Source organism: Oceanobacter kriegii DSM 6294 (assembly GCF_000422845.1).
Lineage (GTDB): Bacteria > Pseudomonadota > Gammaproteobacteria > Pseudomonadales > Oceanobacteraceae > Oceanobacter > Oceanobacter kriegii.
Genome location: NZ_AUGV01000028.1, coordinates 1 through 20484, shown reverse-complemented (window position 1 = coordinate 20484; position 20484 = coordinate 1). Strand labels below are relative to the sequence as shown.

The window sequence follows — 20484 nt, the reverse complement described above, 5'->3', positions numbered from 1 at the left end:
CCAAGACCACTTGTACTGGTGTTGAAATGTTCCGTAAGATCCTGGACGAAGGCCGTGCAGGTGAGAACGTAGGTGTACTGCTGCGTGGTACCAAGCGTGACGAAGTTGAGCGTGGTCAGGTACTGGCCAAGCCAGGTTCCATCACTCCGCACACCAAGTTCGAATCCGAAGTATACGTACTGGGCAAAGATGAAGGTGGTCGTCACACTCCATTCTTCAAAGGTTACCGTCCACAGTTCTACTTCCGTACCACTGACGTAACTGGTGCTGTTGAGCTGCCAGAAGGCGTTGAGATGGTAATGCCAGGTGATAACGTGCAGCTGGGTGTTACCCTGATTGCTCCAATCGCCATGGACGAAGGTCTGCGCTTCGCGATCCGTGAAGGTGGCCGTACTGTTGGTGCTGGCGTTGTAGCCAAAATCGTTGAGTAATCTGTAGCGGGTTAACCTGCTCGATACCGATGATTGCATCAGAAAAAACCCGCTTCGGCGGGTTTTTTTGTGGCTGTAATTCGGGCTTGCTCTGACAGGCTTCTGCTCGGATCTGGCTGCAATAACGGCTGCGCAAAGGTGCTAATTTGAGACAAGTCAGTTTCATCCCGGAATACCCCTGAACTATTCAAGAACGTTTGGTTATTATTCATCCAAAGGATTTGAAGATGAGCAACAGGGATTGGTTGTATGTCTGTTTCTACCCGCGGTTGTATGGGCTTGTTGGCGCTGGTATTGGGTTCTGGCGCATCGGCTGTGATGGCCCAAGGGGCTGATGACAGCTACTTGCTGTTTGATTTGCTCACCAATGACAGCGACTTTGAACACCGTTATGTTGATGAGTCGGAGCGCATTTGGCGCAGCCAGATTGAAAATGATGCCCTGACGGGCAGTAACATCACCGATCAGTACTACACCAACGCCCTGAATGTACGTTCGTACGTCAGTGTGGATGGTGCCTTCCTGTATGAGAATGGCCGCTTGTACGGCTATCTGTGCGGTCCTGAAGCCCTGAAGAACAGTCCTGAGTCCATGGCTCCGGGCGCTGAGGAATTGGACGCTGAGGAATACGCCGAATGCGTAGAAGCACCCCGGCGGGGTGTGCAGACCCGCGATCTGAAACTGGTCACCTATGGCTTTGGTTTTGGCCACAAAATGTATACCCCTTACCAGCATGCCGGGCGAGGGTATCGTACACCAGTGGGTTATCAATACCTTGAAAATGCCCTTCACTACGACCGACCTTATGCGGCCTGGTTGTACTTGTCCCGCAACCTGACCCTTGAAGACCTCGATAGCTACAGTGAGCATGAGGTGTCGATTGGCATGGTTGGCCCGACGGCGGCTGGTCGTTGGGTGCAGGAAAGCGCTCATTCCTATCCATTCACCGGTGCCATGCCGATTGAGGGCTGGCGCAGTCAGGTTCACAACCGGCTGGCGATTCAATACAGCGGCAAGCTGGCCTGGCATCTATTGCAGCAGCCAATGCTGGCGGGGCGGGTAAAGGTATCCCACTTTGCCCGGCTGGAGCTGGGCACCGTGATTGACCGGCTTGGTTATGGGGTGGAGTTATCCGCCAAATGGCCTGAATCGGCCTCCTGTGATGTGTACCGCGCTTCTGAGGTGATGTTCGTTGGTACTCTGGCGTTGCCGGATTTAACGGTGGAGCAGCGCGTGTGGCGCTTTCGGGAGGATTTGCAGCATTACCTTTCCGCTGCGGCTTACATCCCGGATGTGCAGCGCGATAAATTGCTGGCGGTGGAGGAGGGCATCGATGCCTTCCTGGCGGCGGATGCATCAGCGACAGATGGCTTTCGCTTCCTGCAGCGTTTGCAGCACGGGGTGGCGGCTCTGAACGATGAGCTGCGCAATCTGGCGTTGCGATCCTGTCATCCCGGTGGGATGTACGCCGAGGTGTTTGGCAATGCCACAGGCCATTACGTGGCGTACAACTACCTGATCGACAACGGTATTCATATTCCGGCCAATGCTGATCCGGCGGCCACGGGAATCATGAAAACCGGTGGTACCCGCCATGTGCACCGTAATCCATGGATTGCCTCGGCGACGATTGGGGTGAAAACCGGTTGGAAAGACAGCTGGGGAATAGGGCTCAATTACCACTTCCGCAGTGAGGAAACCCGTGAGCAGCATGATCAGCACGCCTGGGCTGAATTGGTGGTAGAAGGTAAGTCGGATTGGGCGGCGTTGTTTATCCCGGGCTTGTTACTGGCGGCAAGCCTGAATAATCGGGAAAACTGGCCGGACTGAAGCGTGCGTTTGGGTCTCAATACGGCAAATTCTGAACATAAAAAAACCGCCCGAAGGCGGTTTTTTTATTGGGGTCGAAGCCCCGCCAGCAAATTCACCAATTACTTGGCTTCTTTACGGGCTTTGGCTTCAGCGATCACTTTCTCAGCTACTTGCTGTGGGCAAGGAGTGTAGTGGCTGAATTCCATGGAGAACTGACCACGACCGGAAGTGATGGTACGCAGGTGGCCAATGTAACCGAACATTTCGGACAGTGGAACGTCGGCCTTGATGCGAACGCCAGTAGCGCCAGCTTCCTGGTCCTTGATCATGCCGCGACGACGGTTCAGGTCACCAATTACGTCACCTACGTTGTCCTCTGGAGAGAACACGTCAACCTTCATGGTAGGTTCCAGCAGCTGAGCGCCAGCTTTTGGCATGGACTGACGGAAAGCGCCTTTGGCAGCGATTTCGAACGCGATAGCAGAGGAGTCAACTGCGTGGTATGCACCGTCAACCAGTTCTACTTCAACGTCCAGTACCGGGAAGCCAGCCAGAACACCTTCGTTCATCATGGCTGCGAAGCCTTTTTCGACTGCAGGCCAGAATTCCTTAGGAACGTTACCGCCAACAACGGAAGAGCTGAACGCGAAACCGGTACCTGGCTCAGCAGGACGGATCTTGTAGTCAATCTTACCGTACTGACCGGAACCACCAGACTGCTTCTTGTGGGTGTAGCTGTCTTCAACTGGCATGGTGATGGTTTCACGGTATGCCACCTGAGGTTCACCAACAATCAGCTCAACGCCGTAGGTACGCTTCAGGATGTCGACTTTAATGTCCAGGTGCAGTTCGCCCATACCTTTCAGGATGGTTTCACCGGAATCTTCGTCGGTTTCAACGCGGAAGGATGGATCTTCTGCAACCATCTTACCGATCGCGATACCCATCTTGTCTACAGCGCCTTTGTCTTTAGGAGCAACGGCGATGGAGATTACTGGCTCTGGGAACACCATGGCTTCCAGAGTACATGGGTGTTTAACATCACACAGGGTGTGACCGGTCTGAACGTTCTTCATACCAACAACGGCCAGAATGTCACCAGCTTGTGCTTCGCTGATTTCGTTACGGTCGTCAGCCTGCATCTCAACCATACGGCCGATACGCTCGGTCTTGCCGGTTGCAGAGTTCAGGATGGTGTCACCCTTCTTCATTACACCGGAGTAGATACGGATAAAGGTCAGGGCGCCGAAACGGTCGTCCATGATCTTGAACGCCAGTGCGCGCAGAGGCTCATCGGCAGAAACGGTAGCAACTTCGCCAGTTGGGTTACCTTCTTCGTCAGTCAATTCCTGAGGATCAACTTCGGTTGGGCTTGGCAGATAGTCAACAACCGCGTCCAGTACCAGCTGAACACCTTTGTTCTTGAACGCAGAACCACAGTAGGTTGGGAAGAACTGCAGGGTGCGGGTACCTTCACGGATACAGCGCTTGATGTCTTCCATGGATGGCTCTTCACCTTCTTCCAGGTAGGCCATCATCAGGTCTTCGTCTACTTCCAGAGCAGTTTCGATCAGCTGCTCGCGGTACATTTCAACGTCGTCAGCCATGTCAGCTGGAACGTCTTGTACTTCGTAGTTTTCTGGCAGACCGGAGTCATCCCATACGTAAGCCTTACGGCTCAGCAGGTCAACAACACCAACGAACTCGTCTTCGGTACCGATTGGCAGAACCATAACCAGTGGGTTGGCGGCCAGGACGTTCTTCACCTGGTCAACAACGCGGTAGAAGTCGGCACCCAAACGGTCCAGCTTGTTTACGAAGATAACACGAGCAACTTCGGACTCGTTGGCGTAGCGCCAGTTGGTCTCGGACTGAGGCTCAACACCACCGGAACCACAGAATACACCGATACCACCGTCCAGTACTTTCAGGGAGCGGTATACTTCAACGGTGAAGTCAACGTGTCCAGGGGTGTCAATAACGTTCAGGCGGTGCTTTTTCCACTCACAGGTAACAGCCGCAGACTGAATGGTAATACCACGCTCAGCTTCCTGCTCCATAAAGTCGGTAGTGGACTCACCGTCGTGAACCTCACCGGTCTTGTGAATTTTACCGGTCAGTTTCAGGATACGTTCGGTGGTAGTGGTCTTACCGGCATCTACGTGAGCGAAGATACCGATATTGCGGTATTTGGATAAGTCAGTCATATCGCACTCAATCAGCTAAGTGAAAAAACGGCCGCCAATTTACAGGTTTTTCCGTCACTTTTGATCACCCTGACGGAAGAAAACTGAAGAAATATTGAAAAATAGTGGGTTTTTTTTAAAAGAAGCCCAAAAAGCGAGGAAAACGGCCGTTAGAAAGTAGTGAAAAAGGCATTACAAAAATGTTTTTTAAAATCTCTTGGCATTTTGAATTCGTTGTGTGTACTATTCGTCTCGCTTTGATGAGCACACTTCTGAAAGCCCGTCCTGGGTTTTCAAGAAAAAGGGCAGAATCTCAACGAAGCAGTTGAAATGCGTTCTGAATGCTGTATAGTGCAGCGCCCTTATTGTAGAGTTATAGGCCAGTAGTTCAATTGGTAGAGCGTCGGTCTCCAAAACCGAAAGTTGGGGGTTCGAGTCCCTCCTGGCCTGCCAAACATCCTGATGGCAGCTTCGGCTGCCATTTTCGGCTTCAGGGAAAATACAAATGAGCTCCGAAAGCAAAACAGCTGGTTCGCCGCTGGACGTTATCAAGTGGCTGCTCGCTATCGCCTTTTTGGCGGCGGCAGTGGTTGGTAACTACATGTACAGCGACATGGCGTTCATCTACCGCATTCTGGCGGTTGTGGCTTTGATGGGTGCCGGTGCGGCAGTAGCGCTGACCAGTACTCAAGGTAAGGCATTCTTGGTCTTGCTGAAAGAAGCCAATATTGAGCGTCGCAAGGTTGTATGGCCAACCCGTCAGGAAACCCAGCAGACCACGCTGATGATCCTGGTTGTTGTGGTTGTGATGTCGTTGGTTTTGTGGGGTCTTGATTCCCTGTTGGGTTGGGCTGTTTCTTCGCTGATTGGTTGAGGTTGAGTATGGCAATGCGTTGGTATGTGGTACACGCCTACTCCGGCTACGAGAAGCGTGTCCAGTCTGCTCTGAAAGAGCGTATTGAACGTCTGGGAATGCAGGATTACTTCGGTGATGTGCTGGTTCCTACAGAAGAAGTAGTAGAAGTACGTGATGGTAAGAAGCGCAAGAGTCAACGTCGCTTCTATCCGGGTTATGTACTGGTGCAGATGGAGATGAATGACGACTCCTGGCATCTGGTCAAGCAGACCGATCGCGTAATGGGCTTTATTGGTGGTACTGCCGATAAGCCAGCTCCTATTACTGAAAAAGAAGCGGATGCCATTCTGCGTCGTGTTGAGGAAGGCGTTGATCGTCCGACTCACAAGACCGTATACGAGCCGGGTGAAGTGGTTCGTGTTACTGATGGTCCGTTTGCAGATTTCAACGGCACTGTGGAAAACGTGGATTACGAAAAATCCCGTCTGCAGGTTGCGGTTACGATTTTTGGTCGCTCGACACCAGTCGAACTGGAATTTACCCAGGTCGAAAAAGCGGGTTGATATTTGGTTGCCCCGGCTCGTTCGGGGCGGGGAGCCCGTAAGGGCGCTAGTTACCCATTTGGAGTAAATCATGGCTAAGAAAGTCGAAGGCTATATCAAGCTGCAGGTTGCGGCTGGTAAAGCAAACCCAAGTCCGCCAGTTGGTCCGGCTCTGGGTCAGAAAGGTCTGAACATCATGGAATTCTGTAAAGCGTTCAACGCCCAGACTTCCCACCTGGAGCCAGGTGCTCCAGTGCCAGTTGTAATCACTGCTTACAACGACCGTTCTTTCACTTTTGAAATGAAAACCCCGCCAGCTTCCTTCCTGCTGAAGAAAGCGGCTGGTATTACTTCTGGTTCCTCTCGTCCAAACACCCAGAAAGTGGGTACTGTGACTCGTGCACAGCTGGAAGAGATTGCAACTGCCAAGGCTCCTGACCTGACTGCTGCCGATATGGATGCAGCGGTACGTACCATCGCGGGTTCTGCTCGTGCCATGGGTCTGAACGTGGAAGGAGTTGAATAATGGCCAAGTTGACCAAGCGTCAGAAGCTGATCGCTGAAAAAGTAGAAGCTGGTAAGGTTTACTCTGTAGAAGAAGCCGTTGCTGTTCTGGCTTCTCTGCCAGCGTCCAAGTTCGTTGAGTCTGTAGACGTTGCAGTGAACCTGGGTATCGATGCTCGTAAATCTGACCAGAACGTACGTAGCTCTACTGTACTGCCAAACGGTACTGGTAAGACCATGCGCGTTGCTGTGTTCACTCAGGGTGCTAACGCTGAAGCGGCTAAAGAAGCTGGCGCTGATGAAGTTGGTATGGAAGATCTGGCTGAAAAGATCAAGGGCGGCGATCTGGCGTTTGACGTTGTAATCGCTTCTCCAGACGCAATGCGCGTTGTTGGTCAGCTGGGTCAGGTTCTGGGCCCACGTGGTCTGATGCCAAACCCGAAAGTTGGTACTGTAACTCCAGACGTTGCTACTGCAGTTAAGAACGCAAAAGCGGGTCAGGTTCGTTACCGTAACGACAAGAACGGTATCATCCATACCACTATTGGTAAGCTGGATTTCTCCGCAGACGCAATCAAGGGCAACCTGACTGCACTGCTGGCTGACCTGAAAAAGGCCAAGCCAAGCTCCGCCAAAGGCGTATACATGAAAAAGGTTACAGTCAGCACCACTATGGGTCCTGGCTTGATCGTAGATCACTCCGCTCTGGATTTCTGATCCGGACGGACGGCGGGGTGCTTGCACCCCGACACCATCTTTGGGGTTGCCGTTGCAAGACGGTAGCTGTCAAAGACCGCAGGTGCGGCGATGACTTTGTTATCAATGCTTAATTTCCTGCGTAGATAGTGTGTGGCCCCTTCAGTTTTCTGAATTGTCACACCGAGACTGGCTCTAGCGAGCATAACTTAACTTGTTAGGAGTTAATCGTGGCCTTAGGACTCGAAGATAAAAAAGCGATTGTCGCTGAAGTCCAGGAAGCAGCTCAAAATGCTCTGTCTGCTGTTGTTGCGGATTCCCGCGGCGTAACAGTAGGTGCCATGACCGCTCTGCGTAAAGAAGCACGTGAAGCTGGTGTTTGGATGAAAGTTGTCCGTAACACTCTGGCCAAGCGCGCTGTTGAAGGCTCCGACTATGAATGTCTGAACGACGTTATGGTTGGTCCTACCCTGATCGCGTTTTCTACCGAACACCCAGGTGCGGCTGCCCGTATCTTCAAGGAGTTCGCCAAGAACAACGAAAAATTTGAGATCAAGGGTGGTGCCTTCGAAGGCAACGTGGTTTCCGTTGACATGCTGGCAACACTGCCAACACAAGACGAAGCAATCGCGAAGCTGATGAGCGTCATGAAAGAAGCTGCCGCTGGCAAACTGGTTCGTACTCTTGCTGCAGTACGCGATCAGAAAGAACAAGAAGCTGCCTGATTTCAGGTTGGCATCGACATCGATTTAACGAGCTAAATACTGGCTCTCAAAATTCAGGAAAATTCTCATGTCTCTGACTAAAGAAGATATCATCAACGCTATCGCTGAAATGTCTGTAATGGACGTTGTAGAACTGGTTTCTGCGATGGAAGAAAAATTCGGCGTTTCTGCTGCTGCTGCAGTAGTTGCTGGTCCAGCTGCTGGCGGCGAAGCTGCTGCTGAAGCTCAGACTGAATTCGACGTAATTCTGTCTGGCGCTGGCGACAAGAAAGTAAACGTGATCAAGGCCGTACGTGAAATCACTGGTCTGGGTCTGAAAGACGCCAAAGGCATGGTTGATGGTGCTCCTGCAACTATCAAAGAAGGCGTTTCCAAGGAAGAAGCTGAAGAAGCTAAAGCCAAACTGGAAGAAGCTGGCGCTATCGTCGAGATCAAGTAATCTGGATCTCTGCTATACGCTGCTGCCGAAATTGTCTATGGTTTCGGCACAGGGCTGACGGAAGTAATTCCGTCGGCCTTTTTCGCGTTATGGAAAACGTGGCAAAACTGGCAACCGCGCCAGGTTCACTGCAAGGCTAGCCCTTGAATGACAGATCAAAACGATCTCGTCTACGAAACAGTCCGGGGATAACTGATGGCTTACTCATATACTGAGAAAAAACGTATCCGTAAGGATTTCGGCAAATTGCCGAGCGTAATGGATGTGCCTTATTTGTTGGCCATTCAAATCGATTCTTACCAAAAATTCCTGCAACAGGGTAGCAATGCCGACGACAGACTCGATGTCGGTCTTCATGCTGCATTCAAGTCTGTATTCCCAATCGTAAGTTATTCCGGCAATGCAGCTCTGGAATACGTGAGCTATCGCCTGGGTACCCCGACCTTTGATGAAAAAGAATGCATGCTGCGTGGCGTTACCTATGCCGCGCCGCTCCGGGTTAAGGTGCGCCTGATCGTTTACGATAAAGAATCGTCAACCAAAGCGATCAAAGACATCAAGGAACAAGAAGTCTACATGGGCGAAATGCCTCTGATGACCGACAACGGTACCTTTATTGTCAACGGTACCGAGCGTGTGATCGTGTCTCAGCTGCACCGCTCCCCAGGTGTCTTCTTCGACCACGACAAAGGTAAGACCCACTCTTCCGGTAAGCTGCTGTATAACGCTCGCGTTATCCCTTACCGTGGCTCCTGGCTGGACTTCGAATTCGATCCGAAGGATCTGGTGTACGTACGTATTGACCGTCGTCGTAAACTGCCGGCTTCCATCCTGCTGCGCGCTCTGGGTATGGGCACTGGCGAGATTCTGGAAACCTTCTACGAAAACGACGAATTCCGTATCGTTGCTGGCAACGCCAAGCTGAAGTTGATTCCATCCCGTCTGCGTGGTGAAACCGCTCAGTTCGACATCATGGACAACGACGGCAACGTGATCGTTGAAGCCGGTCGTCGTGTGACTGCTCGTCACATTCGTCAGCTGGAAAAAGCCAACGTTCAGGAACTGGACGTGCCGGCTGAATACCTGCTGAACAAGGCCGTTGCTTCCGACATCATCGATACCCGTACCGGTGAAGTTCTGGCTCCTGCCAACACTGAAATTACCGCAGAAATCCTGGCCAGCTTCGGCGAAGCCGGTATCGATTCTTTCCAGACGATCTACACCAACGAGATCGACTGTGGACCGTTCCTGTCCGATACCCTGCGCATCGACCCAACCAGCAACCAGCTGGAAGCACTGGTAGAAATCTACCGCATGATGCGTCCTGGCGAGCCGCCAACCAAGGAATCTGCAGAAGCTCTGTTCGAAAACCTGTTCTTCACTGAAGAGCGTTACGACCTGTCTGCAGTTGGCCGCATGAAGTTCAACCGTCGTATCGGCCGAGAAGAGATTCTGGGTTCCGGTGTACTGGATCGTGGCGACATCGTTGAGGTACTGCGTACCCTGATCGATATCCGTAACGGTAAAGGCATCGTCGATGACATCGACCACCTGGGTAACCGTCGTATCCGTTCTGTTGGCGAAATGGCCGAGAACCAGTTCCGTGTTGGTCTGGTACGTGTTGAGCGTGCAGTGCGTGAGCGTCTGTCCATGGCGGAATCCGAAGGTCTGATGCCTCAGGATCTGATCAACGCCAAGCCGGTTGCAGCCGCGGTTAAAGAGTTCTTTGGCTCTTCCCAGCTGTCCCAGTTCATGGACCAGAACAACCCGCTGTCCGAAGTGACTCACAAACGTCGTATCTCTGCGTTGGGCCCAGGCGGTCTGACCCGTGAGCGTGCTGGCTTTGAGGTTCGAGACGTTCACGCCACTCACTACGGCCGTGTATGTCCTATTGAAACACCTGAAGGTCCAAACATTGGTCTGATCAACTCGTTGGCTTCCTACGCCCGTACCAACGAGTACGGTTTCCTGGAATCCCCGTACCGTATCGTTAAAGACGGTATCGTGACCGAGGAAATCATCTACGTATCAGCCATTGAAGAAGCGGACTACGTAATTGCACAGGCTTCTGTGCCGACTGACGAAGCTGGCCGTCTGCAAGGCGACCTGATCTCCGTACGTCACAAGAACGAGTTCACCATGATGTCGCCGGACAACGTAACCCTGCAGGACGTATCCCCGCAGCAGGTTGTGTCCATCGCCGCATCCCTGATTCCGTTCCTGGAACACGATGATGCGAACCGTGCATTGATGGGTTCCAACATGCAGCGTCAGGCCGTTCCAACCCTGCGTGCCGAGAAGCCGCTGGTTGGTACCGGTATTGAGCGTGCAGTAGCACAAGACTCCGGTGTGTGTGTGGTTGCCAAGCGTGGCGGTGTGATCGACTCCGTTGATGCTGGCCGTATCGTGGTTAAGGTGAACGACGAAGAAACCCTGGCTGGTGAAGCCGGTGTGGATATCTACAACCTGACCAAGTACACCCGTTCCAACCAGAACACCTGCATCAACCAGCGTCCGCTGGTCAAAGCTGGTGACATGGTTACCCGCGGTGACGTGATGGCTGATGGTCCTTCTGTGGATCTGGGTGAGCTGGCTCTGGGTCAGAACTTCCGTATCGCCTTCATGCCGTGGAATGGTTACAACTTCGAGGACTCCATCCTGTTGTCCGAGCGTGTAGCCCAGGAAGACCGTCTGACCACTATCCACATTCAGGAACTGACCTGTGTGGCGCGTGACACCAAACTGGGTGCGGAAGAAATCACTTCCGATATTCCAAACGTTGGTGAAGCGGCGCTGGGCAAACTGGACGAATCCGGTATCGTTTACATCGGTGCTGAAGTGAAGCCGGGCGACATCCTGGTTGGTAAGGTGACTCCGAAAGGCGAAACCCAGCTGACTCCGGAAGAAAAACTGCTGCGTGCGATCTTCGGTGAAAAAGCCTCTGACGTGAAAGATACCTCTCTGCGCGTCAAGACCGGCACCACCGGTACCGTTATCGACGTACAGGTGTTCACCCGTGACGGCGTTGAGAAAGATCAGCGTGCCAAAGACATCGAGCGTCAGCAGCTGGATCAGATCCGTAAGGACCTGAACGAAGAAATGCGCATCGTTCGTGGTGCAACCTTCGAGCGTCTGACTCGTGCTCTGTCTGGTCAGGCCGTTAACGTGGCTCCGGGTCTGAAGAAAGGCGACGTGCTGTCTGAAGACTACTTGGCAGGTCTGAGCGAAGACGACTGGTGGCGCATCATCCCTCAGGATGAAGCTCTGGCTGAAATGCTGGAAAAAGCCGAACAGTCCCTGATCGACCGTCAGAAGCAGCTGGACGAGAAGTTCGAAGACAAGAAGCGCAAGTTGCAGACTGGCGACGACCTGGCTCCGGGCGTACTGAAGATCGTCAAGGTTTACCTGGCTATCAAGCGTAAGATCCAGCCTGGTGACAAGATGGCGGGTCGTCACGGTAACAAGGGTGTTATCTCTGCGATCAAGCCAATCGAAGACATGCCTTACGATGAGAAAGGTGTGCCGGTTGACATCTGTCTGAACCCGCTGGGTGTACCGTCCCGTATGAACGTGGGTCAGATCATGGAGATCCACCTGGGTATGGCTGCCAAGGGTCTTGGTGACAAGATCAACGAAATGCTGCAGCAGCAGCGCGAAGTGGCCAAACTGCGTGAACTGCTGGATGAGATCTACAATGGTGGCGATGGCCGCATTGAAGACCTCGACAGCTACAGCGATGACGAGATTCTGGAACTGGCTCGTAACCTGCGCAATGGTGTGCCAATGGCAACCCCTGCGTTCGACGGTGCCAAGGAAACCGAAATCAAGCGCATGCTGAAGCTGGCCGATATCCCTGAGTCTGGTCAGGTTACCCTGTACGACGGTCGTACCGGTGAAGCCTTCGACCGCAAGGTGACTGTGGGCTACATGTACATGCTGAAACTGAACCACCTGGTAGACGACAAGATGCACGCCCGTTCTACCGGTTCCTACAGCCTGGTTACCCAGCAGCCGCTGGGTGGTAAGGCGCAGTTCGGTGGTCAGCGCTTCGGTGAGATGGAAGTGTGGGCACTGGAAGCATACGGTGCCGCTTACACCCTGCAGGAAATGCTGACTGTGAAGTCCGACGACGTGGCCGGCCGTACCAAGATGTACAAGAACATCGTGGATGGCGACCACCGTATGGAAGCAGGCATGCCGGAATCCTTCAACGTATTGGTGAAGGAAATCCGTTCCCTGGGTATCGACATCGAACTGGAAAACGAATAATCGGTCTAGCTGTGGAAGCGGGCAGGGGTAGTTCCCTGGCTGCTCTCCCGCTCACGCCAAGTGGAGCCATTTCTCTATGAAAGACTTAGTCAATTTTCTGCGTAGCCAGAATAATGCCGACGAGTTCGATGCGATCCGTATCGGTCTTGCCTCGCCGGACATGATTCGCTCCTGGTCTTATGGTGAAGTTAAAAAGCCAGAGACCATCAACTACCGTACATTCAAGCCAGAACGCGATGGTCTGTTCTGTGCTCGCATCTTTGGTCCTATCAAGGACTACGAATGTCTGTGTGGTAAGTACAAGCGCCTGAAGCACCGCGGTGTAATCTGTGAAAAGTGTGGCGTTGAAGTAACCCAGGCCAAAGTGCGTCGTGAGCGCATGGGTCACATTGAGCTGGCCTCTCCGGTTGCTCACATCTGGTTCCTGAAGTCACTGCCATCCCGTATCGGCCTGATGCTGGACATGACCCTGCGTGATATCGAACGCATTCTGTACTACGAGTCCTTCGTAGTGACCGAGCCGGGTATGACCACGCTGGAAGAAGGCCAGTTGCTGTCTGATGAGCAGTACTACGAAGCCATTGAAGAATTCGGTGACGAGTTTGAAGCCAAGATGGGTGCTGAAGCCATCCAGGCTCTGCTGGGTCACATCGACCTGGAAGACGAAGTTAACCGCCTGCGTGAAGAAATTCCGGCGACCAACTCCGAAACCAAGATCAAGAAGCTGTCCAAGCGTCTGAAGATTCTGGAAGCCTTCTTCCAGTCCGGTAACGATCCAAAGTGGATGATCATGTCTGTGCTGCCAGTGCTGCCGCCAGATCTGCGTCCTCTGGTTCCACTGGACGGTGGTCGTTTCGCGACTTCCGACCTGAACGACCTGTACCGTCGTGTGATCAACCGTAACAACCGTCTGAAGCGTCTGCTTGAGCTGAACGCCCCTGACATCATCGTGCGCAACGAAAAGCGTATGTTGCAGGAAGCGGTTGATGCCTTGCTGGATAACGGCCGTCGCGGTCGTGCCATCACCGGTTCCAATAAGCGTCCTCTGAAATCCCTGGCCGACATGATCAAGGGTAAGCAGGGTCGTTTCCGTCAGAACCTGTTGGGTAAGCGTGTTGACTACTCCGGCCGTTCCGTAATTACCGTTGGCCCTCAGCTGCGTCTGCACCAGTGTGGTCTGCCGAAGAAAATGGCTCTGGAACTGTTCAAGCCGTTCATCTTCTCCAAGCTGGAACACCGTGGTCTGGCCACTACCATCAAAGCTGCGAAGAAGATGGTAGAGCGCGAAACGCCGGAAGTATGGGACATCCTGGCTGACGTTATTCGTGAACACCCGGTGATGCTGAACCGTGCACCAACCCTGCACCGTTTGGGTATCCAGGCGTTCGAACCACAGCTGATTGAAGGTAAGGCGATCCAGCTGCACCCACTGGTGTGTGCGGCATATAACGCTGACTTCGATGGTGACCAGATGGCCGTTCACGTGCCGCTCACCATTGAAGCCCAGTTGGAAGCCCGTGCCCTGATGATGGCAACCAACAACGTACTGGCTCCTGCCAACGGTGAACCGATCATCGTACCGTCCCAGGACGTTGTACTGGGTCTGTACTGGATGACCCGTGAGCGTGTAAACGCCACTGGTGAAGGCATGGTGTTTGCTGATCTGGACGAAGTGGAACGCGCTTACCAGACTGGCCGTGCTCACCTGCAGGCTCGTGTGAAAGTCCGTATCGACCAGATGGTGATCGACGAAGAGGGTAACTCCGAAGAGTCCATCAGCCTGATCGAAACCACCGTTGGTCGTGCCTTGCTGTTCCGCATCGTGCCACGTGGTCTGTCTTTCGATCTGGTTAACCAGCCAATGAAGAAGAAGGCGATTTCCCGTCTGATCAACACTGCTTACCGTCGTGTGGGTCTGAAGGATACCGTTATCTTTGCTGACCAGATCATGTACACCGGCTTCAAGTACGCCACCAAGTCTGGTTCTTCCATTGGTGTGAACGACTTTGAAATTCCGGATGCGAAGGCTGAAATCATTGCCAACGCTGACGCCGAAGTAAAAGAGATCGAGAGCCAGTTTGCTTCCGGTCTGGTAACCCACGGCGAGAAATACAACAAGGTTATCGACATCTGGTCCCGCGCTAACGAACTGGTAGCGAAGGCGATGATGGAGAACCTGGGTAAAGAGCCTGTGATCGACCGCGAAGGTAACGAGGTTGAGCAGGAATCCTTTAACTCCGTTTACATGATGGCCGACTCCGGCGCTCGTGGTAGCCCGGCTCAGATCCGTCAGTTGGCGGGTATGCGTGGTCTGATGGCCAAGCCAGACGGCTCCATCATCGAGACGCCAATTGTGGCGAACTTCCGTGAAGGTCTGAACGTACTGCAGTACTTCACCTCCACTCACGGTGCTCGTAAGGGTCTGGCGGATACCGCACTGAAAACAGCGAACTCCGGTTACCTGACGCGTCGTCTGGTTGACGTTGCCCAGGATCTGGTGGTTACCGAAGACGACTGTGGCACAGCCAAGGGTTTGGTAATGACGCCGCTGATTGAAGGCGGTGACGTTGTGGTTGGTCTGGGTGACCGTATTCTGGGTCGTGTGATCGCAGAAGACGTTTACCAGCCGAACACTCAGGAAATGGTAGCACCGGCTGGCACTCTGGTTGATGAGCGTTGGGTCAAGCACATCGAAGCCGAAGGTGTGGATGAAGTTAAGGTTCGCTCTGCGATTACCTGTGAATCCCGCGCCGGTATCTGTGCCAAGTGTTACGGTCGTGACCTGGGTCGCGGTCATCTGGTTAACCGTGGTGAAGCTGTGGGTGTTATCGCTGCACAGTCCATTGGTGAGCCGGGTACACAGCTGACCATGCGTACGTTCCACATTGGTGGTGCGGCATCCCGTGCTTCTGCGGCTGACAGCGTACAGGTGAAGAACGCCGGTACCGTTCGTCTGCACAACATGAAGACGGTTGAGCGTACCAACGGTGACCTGGTAGCAGTATCCCGTTCCGGTTCCATCGCCATCGCCGATGACGCCGGTCGTGAACGTGAGCTGTACAAGCTGCCTTACGGTGCGGTGATCAGCGTGAAGGACGGTGCCAAGGTTGAAGCTGGCCAGAAAGTGGCAAGCTGGGACCCACACACTCACCCGATCGTGACCGAAGTAGCGGGTCGTATCGAATTCGTGGGTATGGATGAAGGCATCACCATCAAGCGTACCACCGACGAGCTGACGGGTCTGTCCAACATCGAAGTGATCGATCCTAAGGATCGTCCAGCTGCCGGTAAGGACATTCGTCCTATGGTTAAGCTGGTTGATGCGGCGGGCAACGATGTATTCCTGGCGGGTACCAATGCGCCAGCACAGTACTTGCTGCCAGCCAACGCTCTGGTTAACCAGGAAAACGGCATCGAAGTTGAGGTGGGTGACATTATCGCCCGTATTCCTCAGGAATCTTCTGGTAACAAGGATATTACCGGTGGTCTGCCACGGGTTGCTGACTTGTTCGAAGCACGTAAGCCGAAAGAGCCTGCCATCCTGGCAGAAACTTCCGGTACCGTTGGTTTCGGTAAAGAGACCAAAGGTAAGAAGCGTCTGGTGATCACACCAAACGACGGTGCCGATCAGTACGAAGAGCTGATCCACAAGTGGCGTCACCTGAACGTGTTTGAAGGTGAAAACGTGGAACGTGGTGAGATCATCTCCGACGGCCCGTTGAACCCACACGATATCCTGCGTCTGAAAGGCGTTGGTGATCTGGCCATGTACATCACTAACGAAGTACAGGAAGTTTACCGACTGCAGGGCGTAGGCATCGATGACAAGCACATCGAAGTGATCGTTCGTCAGATGCTGCGTAAGGTACTGATTCTGGATGCCGGTGATACCACCTTCATTCCAGGTGATCAGGTTGAATACGCGGCGTTCCTGGACGAGAACGAGCGCATCGAAGCGGCTGGCAAGATCCCGGCCAAAGGTGAGCGCGTGCTGCTGGGTATCACCAAGGCCTCGTTGGCGACCGAATCCTTCATCTCTGCGGCTTCCTTCCAGGAAACCACACGAGTACTGACCGAAGGTGCGGTAACCGGCAAGGTAGATACCCTGCGTGGTCTGAAAGAAAACGTGGTTGTAGGTCGACTGATCCCTGCGGGTACCGGTCTGGCTTACCACGCTGAGCGTAAGCGCAAGCGTCAGAACCGCGATGCAGAACGTAACCGTTCAATGCCTGAGGTAATGAGCGTGTCTGCTGAAGATATGGAAGCTAAGCTGAGCGAAGCGTTCAGCGACAAGTAATTGTCGGGCTTTTAACGCAAAAAGGAGGCCCCGGCCTCCTTTTTGTTTGTCTGGTGGGGCGGCAGGGCTGATTAATACTTGATCTGACCTGTTTCGGGGATTATTATCTCCGCCCCTTTTATTGTGCCCATGTTGTATGGGCATGTTGTTAGTAATAGTTGGAGTTTGCTATATGGCTACAATCAACCAGTTGGTTCGTAAGCCTCGTAAGCGCAAAGTGGCTAAGAGCGACGTACCTGCATTGCAGGCTTGTCCTCAGCGTCGTGGCGTGTGCACCCGTGTATACACCACTACCCCTAAAAAGCCTAACTCGGCACTGCGTAAAGTATGTCGTGTGCGTCTTACCAATGGTTTCGAAGTAACTTCCTACATTGGTGGTGAAGGTCACAACCTGCAAGAGCACAGCGTTGTTCTGATCCGTGGCGGTCGTGTAAAGGATTTGCCAGGTGTGCGTTATCACACCGTTCGTGGTTCCCTGGATACTTCCGGCGTTGCGAACCGTAAACAAGCACGTTCTAAGTACGGTGCCAAGCGTCCTAAGTAATCCTTACGGATTAACCAAGGGAACGCTCTATCGTTTTAGATAAGAGTAAGGCTGAGCTCCCTGTTCTGTTGATAGATGCTCAGACTCACCTGAAGACCTAAGAGGGCTTATCATGCCAAGAAGACGCGTCGCAGCGAAACGCGAGATTCTGCCAGATCCGAAATTCGGAAACGTAACTCTGGCCAAATTTATGAACCACGTGATGGTTTCCGGTAAGAAATCCGTAGCCGAAAAAATCGTTTACGGTGCACTGGACCAGATGGCAAGCAAGCAGGGCGGTGATCCAATCGAACTGTTCGACGCTGCTCTGGAAGCTATTCAGCCAATGGTTGAAGTTAAGAGCCGTCGTGTGGGTGGTGCCACTTACCAGGTGCCAGTAGAAGTTCGTCCATCCCGTCGTACCGCACTGGCCATGCGCTGGTTGGTAGACGCAGCACGTGGTCGTGGTGAAAAATCCATGGCTCAGCGTCTGGCGAACGAAATGATGGACGCCGCCGAAGGTAAAGGCGCAGCGGTCAAGAAGCGTGAAGACGTGCACCGTATGGCAGAAGCCAACAAAGCATTCTCTCACTATCGCTTTTAATTGACCTGAGGACGACGCAGTGGCACGCACTACACCTATCGAACGTTACCGTAACATTGGTATCTGCGCTCACGTAGATGCTGGTAAAACGACAACGACCGAGCGTGTGCTTTTCTACACCGGTGTATCTCACAAAATTGGTGAGGTGCACGACGGTGCAGCAACGATGGACTGGATGGAGCAGGAGCAGGAGCGTGGTATTACCATTACCTCCGCAGCGACTACTTGTTTCTGGTCGGGTATGGCGCAGCAGTTTGAGCAGCACCGTATTAATATCATTGACACTCCTGGGCACGTAGACTTCACCATTGAGGTGGAGCGTTCGTTGCGTGTTCTGGATGGCGCTGTCGTCGTCCTTTGTGGTTCCTCGGGTGTTCAGCCCCAGACCGAAACCGTATGGCGTCAAGCCAACAAGTATGAAGTGCCTCGTATGGTGTTCGTCAACAAGATGGACCGTACTGGCGCTGACTACGATATGGTGGTCTCTCAGCTGAAGGCCCGTTTGGGAGCCAATGCAGTACCTATCCAGTTTAATATCGGCGCCGAAGATCAATTCAAAGGCGTGGTCGACCTGATCAAGATGAAAGCCATCATGTGGAATGAGGCAGATCAGGGCATGACGTTTGAACTGGAAGACATTCCGGCCGAACTGCAAGACAAAGCCGAAGCCATGCGTGAGCAGATGGTTGAAGCGGCAGCAGAAGCCAACGAAGAATTGATGGACAAGTACCTCGAGGAAGGCGAACTTTCCGAGGAAGACATCAAAGCGGGCCTGCGCGCCCGTACTCTGGCCAATGAAGTCGTACTGGTCACCTGTGGTTCTGCGTTCAAGAACAAGGGTGTGCAGGCGGTTCTGGACGCCGTTATTGAATTCTTGCCATCGCCGACCGAAGTAAAAGCCATTGAAGGCCACCTGGACGACGCCAACGAAACCGTTGCTGAGCGTCACTCCTCTGATGATGAACCCTTCGCTGGTCTGGCCTTCAAAATCGCCACCGACCCATTTGTGGGCACGCTAACCTTTGTGCGTGTGTATTCCGGTGTGCTGAATTCCGGTGATGGTGTTTACAACCCGGTCAAGGGTCGTCGTGAGCGTGTTGGTCGTATGGTGCAAATGCACGCCAACAGCCGCGAAGAACTGAACGAGGTTCGTGCGGGTGACATTGTTGCCCTGATCGGTCTGAAGGACGTCACCACCGGTGACACTCTGTGTGACCTGAAAGAAGTCATTACCCTGGAGCGTATGGAGTTCCCGGATCCGGTAATTTCCGTTGCCGTTGAGCCGAAGTCCAAAGCTGACCAGGAGAAGATGGGTGTTGCATTGGGCAAACTGGCCCAGGAAGACCCGTCGTTCCGCGTTGAAACCGACGAAGAGTCTGGCCAGACGATTATTTCCGGTATGGGTGAACTGCACCTGGATATCATCGTCGACCGTATGCGTCGTGAGTTCAAGGTGGAATGCAACGTTGGTAAGCCTCAGGTGGCTTACCGCGAAAAGATCACGGCCAATGTCGAGATCAATCACAAATACGCCAAGCAGTCCGGTGGTCGTGGTCAATACGGTCACGTGGTGGTGCGTTTCGAGCCTGCAGAGGACGAGAACGCCGACGAGCTGGAATTTGTGAACGAAATTGTAGGTGGCGCTATTCCTCGTGAATATATCCCTGCTGTGCAGAAGGGTATTGAGGAACAGATGAAGAACGGTGTGGTGGCTGGCTACCCGTTGTTGGGCCTGAAGGCAACCTTGTTTGATGGCTCCTTCCATGACGTTGACTCTAACGAGATGGCGTTTAAAATTGCCGCCTCACAGGCAACCAAACAGCTTTCAGAAAAAGGCGATGCAGTATTGCTCGAGCCGATGATGAAGGTTGAAGTTGTAACACCCGAAGATTATATGGGTGATGTGGTAGGCGACCTGAATCGTCGCCGAGGTCTGATTTCAGGAATGGACGACACACCGTCTGGCAAGGTGGTGAATGCGTCTGTGCCGCTCGCGGAAATGTTTGGTTACGCAACTGACCTGCGTTCCGCAACCCAAGGGCGCGCGACATATTCCATGGAATTTGAGAAATATGCGGAAGCGCCTGCAAGTGTTGCCGAAGCAGTAATCAGAAAAGCTTAATCAGTTAAAGATATTGAACGAGGTGTTCTATGGCTAAGGAAACGTTTGAGCGTTCCAAACCCCACGTAAACGTAGGTACTATCGGTCACGTTGACCATGGTAAAACTACTCTGACTGCTGCGCTGACTCGCGTATGTGCAGAAGTATTCGGCGGCCAAGCCGTTGCTTTTGACGGTATCGATAACGCTCCAGAAGAGCGTGAGCGTGGTATCACCATCTCTACTTCCCACGTAGAGTATGAATCCACTGACCGTCACTACGCGCACGTAGACTGCCCGGGACACGCTGACTATGTTAAAAACATGATCACCGGTGCCGCTCAGATGGACGGCGCGATCCTGGTATGTGGTTCTACTGACGGCCCAATGCCTCAGACTCGTGAGCACATCCTGCTGTCCCGTCAGGTTGGTGTACCTTACATCGTAGTATTCCTGAACAAAGCAGACCTGCTGGCTGAAGACTGCGGTGGCGCAGACTC

At 53.1% G+C, this 20484-nt stretch carries 15 protein-coding genes and 1 tRNA gene; 15 read left to right on the top strand and 1 reads right to left on the bottom strand.

Going from position 1 to position 20484, the window contains the following annotated elements:
* Positions 1-431, top strand: a 431-nt coding sequence (locus G516_RS0112905) for an EF-Tu C-terminal domain-related protein (RefSeq protein WP_028294004.1), incomplete at its 5' end; no start/stop codon positions are given.
* A 249-nt stretch (positions 432-680) separates the two neighbouring features.
* Positions 681-2261 (top strand): lipid A-modifier LpxR family protein, encoded by a 1581-nt coding sequence (locus G516_RS0112900; protein WP_084645048.1) that lies wholly within the window; start codon positions 681-683, stop codon positions 2259-2261.
* Positions 2262-2362: 101 nt separating this feature from the next.
* Here G516_RS0112900 and fusA (G516_RS0112895) read toward each other — a convergent pair whose 3' ends face one another.
* On the bottom strand, positions 2363-4450 hold the full coding sequence (fusA, locus tag G516_RS0112895; protein WP_028294002.1) for an elongation factor G: 2088 nt from the start codon (positions 4448-4450) through the stop codon (positions 2363-2365).
* 356 nt (positions 4451-4806) lie between these two features.
* Here fusA (G516_RS0112895) and G516_RS0112890 point away from each other — a divergent pair.
* From G516_RS0112890 to G516_RS22400, 13 genes are all read left to right on the top strand, one after another.
* A tRNA-Trp gene (locus tag G516_RS0112890) sits at positions 4807-4882 on the top strand.
* A 52-nt stretch (positions 4883-4934) separates the two neighbouring features.
* Entirely contained in the window at positions 4935-5303 is a 369-nt protein-coding gene (secE, locus tag G516_RS0112885; protein WP_028294001.1) for a preprotein translocase subunit SecE, read from the top strand.
* Between the two features lie 8 nt (positions 5304-5311).
* The gene (gene nusG, locus G516_RS0112880) at positions 5312-5848 is read left to right on the top strand and encodes a transcription termination/antitermination protein NusG (protein ID WP_028294000.1); all 537 of its coding nucleotides are present in this window, start codon (positions 5312-5314) and stop codon (positions 5846-5848) included.
* Positions 5849-5918: 70 nt separating this feature from the next.
* Positions 5919-6353 carry a 50S ribosomal protein L11 gene (rplK, locus tag G516_RS0112875; protein ID WP_028293999.1) on the top strand — a complete coding sequence of 145 codons (435 nt, stop codon included), beginning with the start codon at positions 5919-5921 and terminating at the stop codon, positions 6351-6353.
* The gene (rplA, locus tag G516_RS0112870; RefSeq protein ID WP_028293998.1) at positions 6353-7048 is read left to right on the top strand and encodes a 50S ribosomal protein L1; all 696 of its coding nucleotides are present in this window, start codon (positions 6353-6355) and stop codon (positions 7046-7048) included. Before rplK ends, rplA begins: the two co-directional genes overlap by 1 nt.
* Before the next feature lie 209 nt (positions 7049-7257).
* Positions 7258-7752, top strand: a complete 495-nt coding sequence (gene rplJ / locus G516_RS0112865) for a 50S ribosomal protein L10 (protein ID WP_028293997.1) — start codon at positions 7258-7260, stop codon at positions 7750-7752.
* A 67-nt stretch (positions 7753-7819) separates the two neighbouring features.
* Positions 7820-8191, top strand: coding sequence for a 50S ribosomal protein L7/L12 (gene rplL / locus G516_RS0112860; RefSeq protein ID WP_028293996.1), 372 nt, complete (start codon positions 7820-7822; stop codon positions 8189-8191).
* 195 nt (positions 8192-8386) lie between these two features.
* On the top strand, positions 8387-12460 hold the full coding sequence (gene rpoB / locus G516_RS0112855) for a DNA-directed RNA polymerase subunit beta (protein ID WP_028293995.1): 4074 nt from the start codon (positions 8387-8389) through the stop codon (positions 12458-12460).
* A 76-nt stretch (positions 12461-12536) separates the two neighbouring features.
* Positions 12537-16757: a DNA-directed RNA polymerase subunit beta' gene (rpoC, locus tag G516_RS0112850; protein WP_028293994.1), complete on the top strand. Its 4221-nt coding sequence runs from the start codon at positions 12537-12539 to the stop codon at positions 16755-16757.
* A gap of 172 nt (positions 16758-16929) precedes the next feature.
* On the top strand, positions 16930-17301 hold the full coding sequence (gene rpsL, locus G516_RS0112845; protein ID WP_028293993.1) for a 30S ribosomal protein S12: 372 nt from the start codon (positions 16930-16932) through the stop codon (positions 17299-17301).
* A 112-nt stretch (positions 17302-17413) separates the two neighbouring features.
* Complete coding sequence (rpsG, locus tag G516_RS0112840) at positions 17414-17884, top strand: 30S ribosomal protein S7 (RefSeq protein ID WP_028293992.1); 471 nt, start codon at positions 17414-17416, stop codon at positions 17882-17884.
* Between the two features lie 19 nt (positions 17885-17903).
* The gene (fusA, locus tag G516_RS0112835; protein ID WP_028293991.1) at positions 17904-20006 is read left to right on the top strand and encodes an elongation factor G; all 2103 of its coding nucleotides are present in this window, start codon (positions 17904-17906) and stop codon (positions 20004-20006) included.
* Between the two features lie 29 nt (positions 20007-20035).
* A partial coding sequence (locus G516_RS22400; protein WP_028295213.1) for a GTP-binding protein occupies positions 20036-20484 on the top strand: 449 nt, incomplete at its 3' end.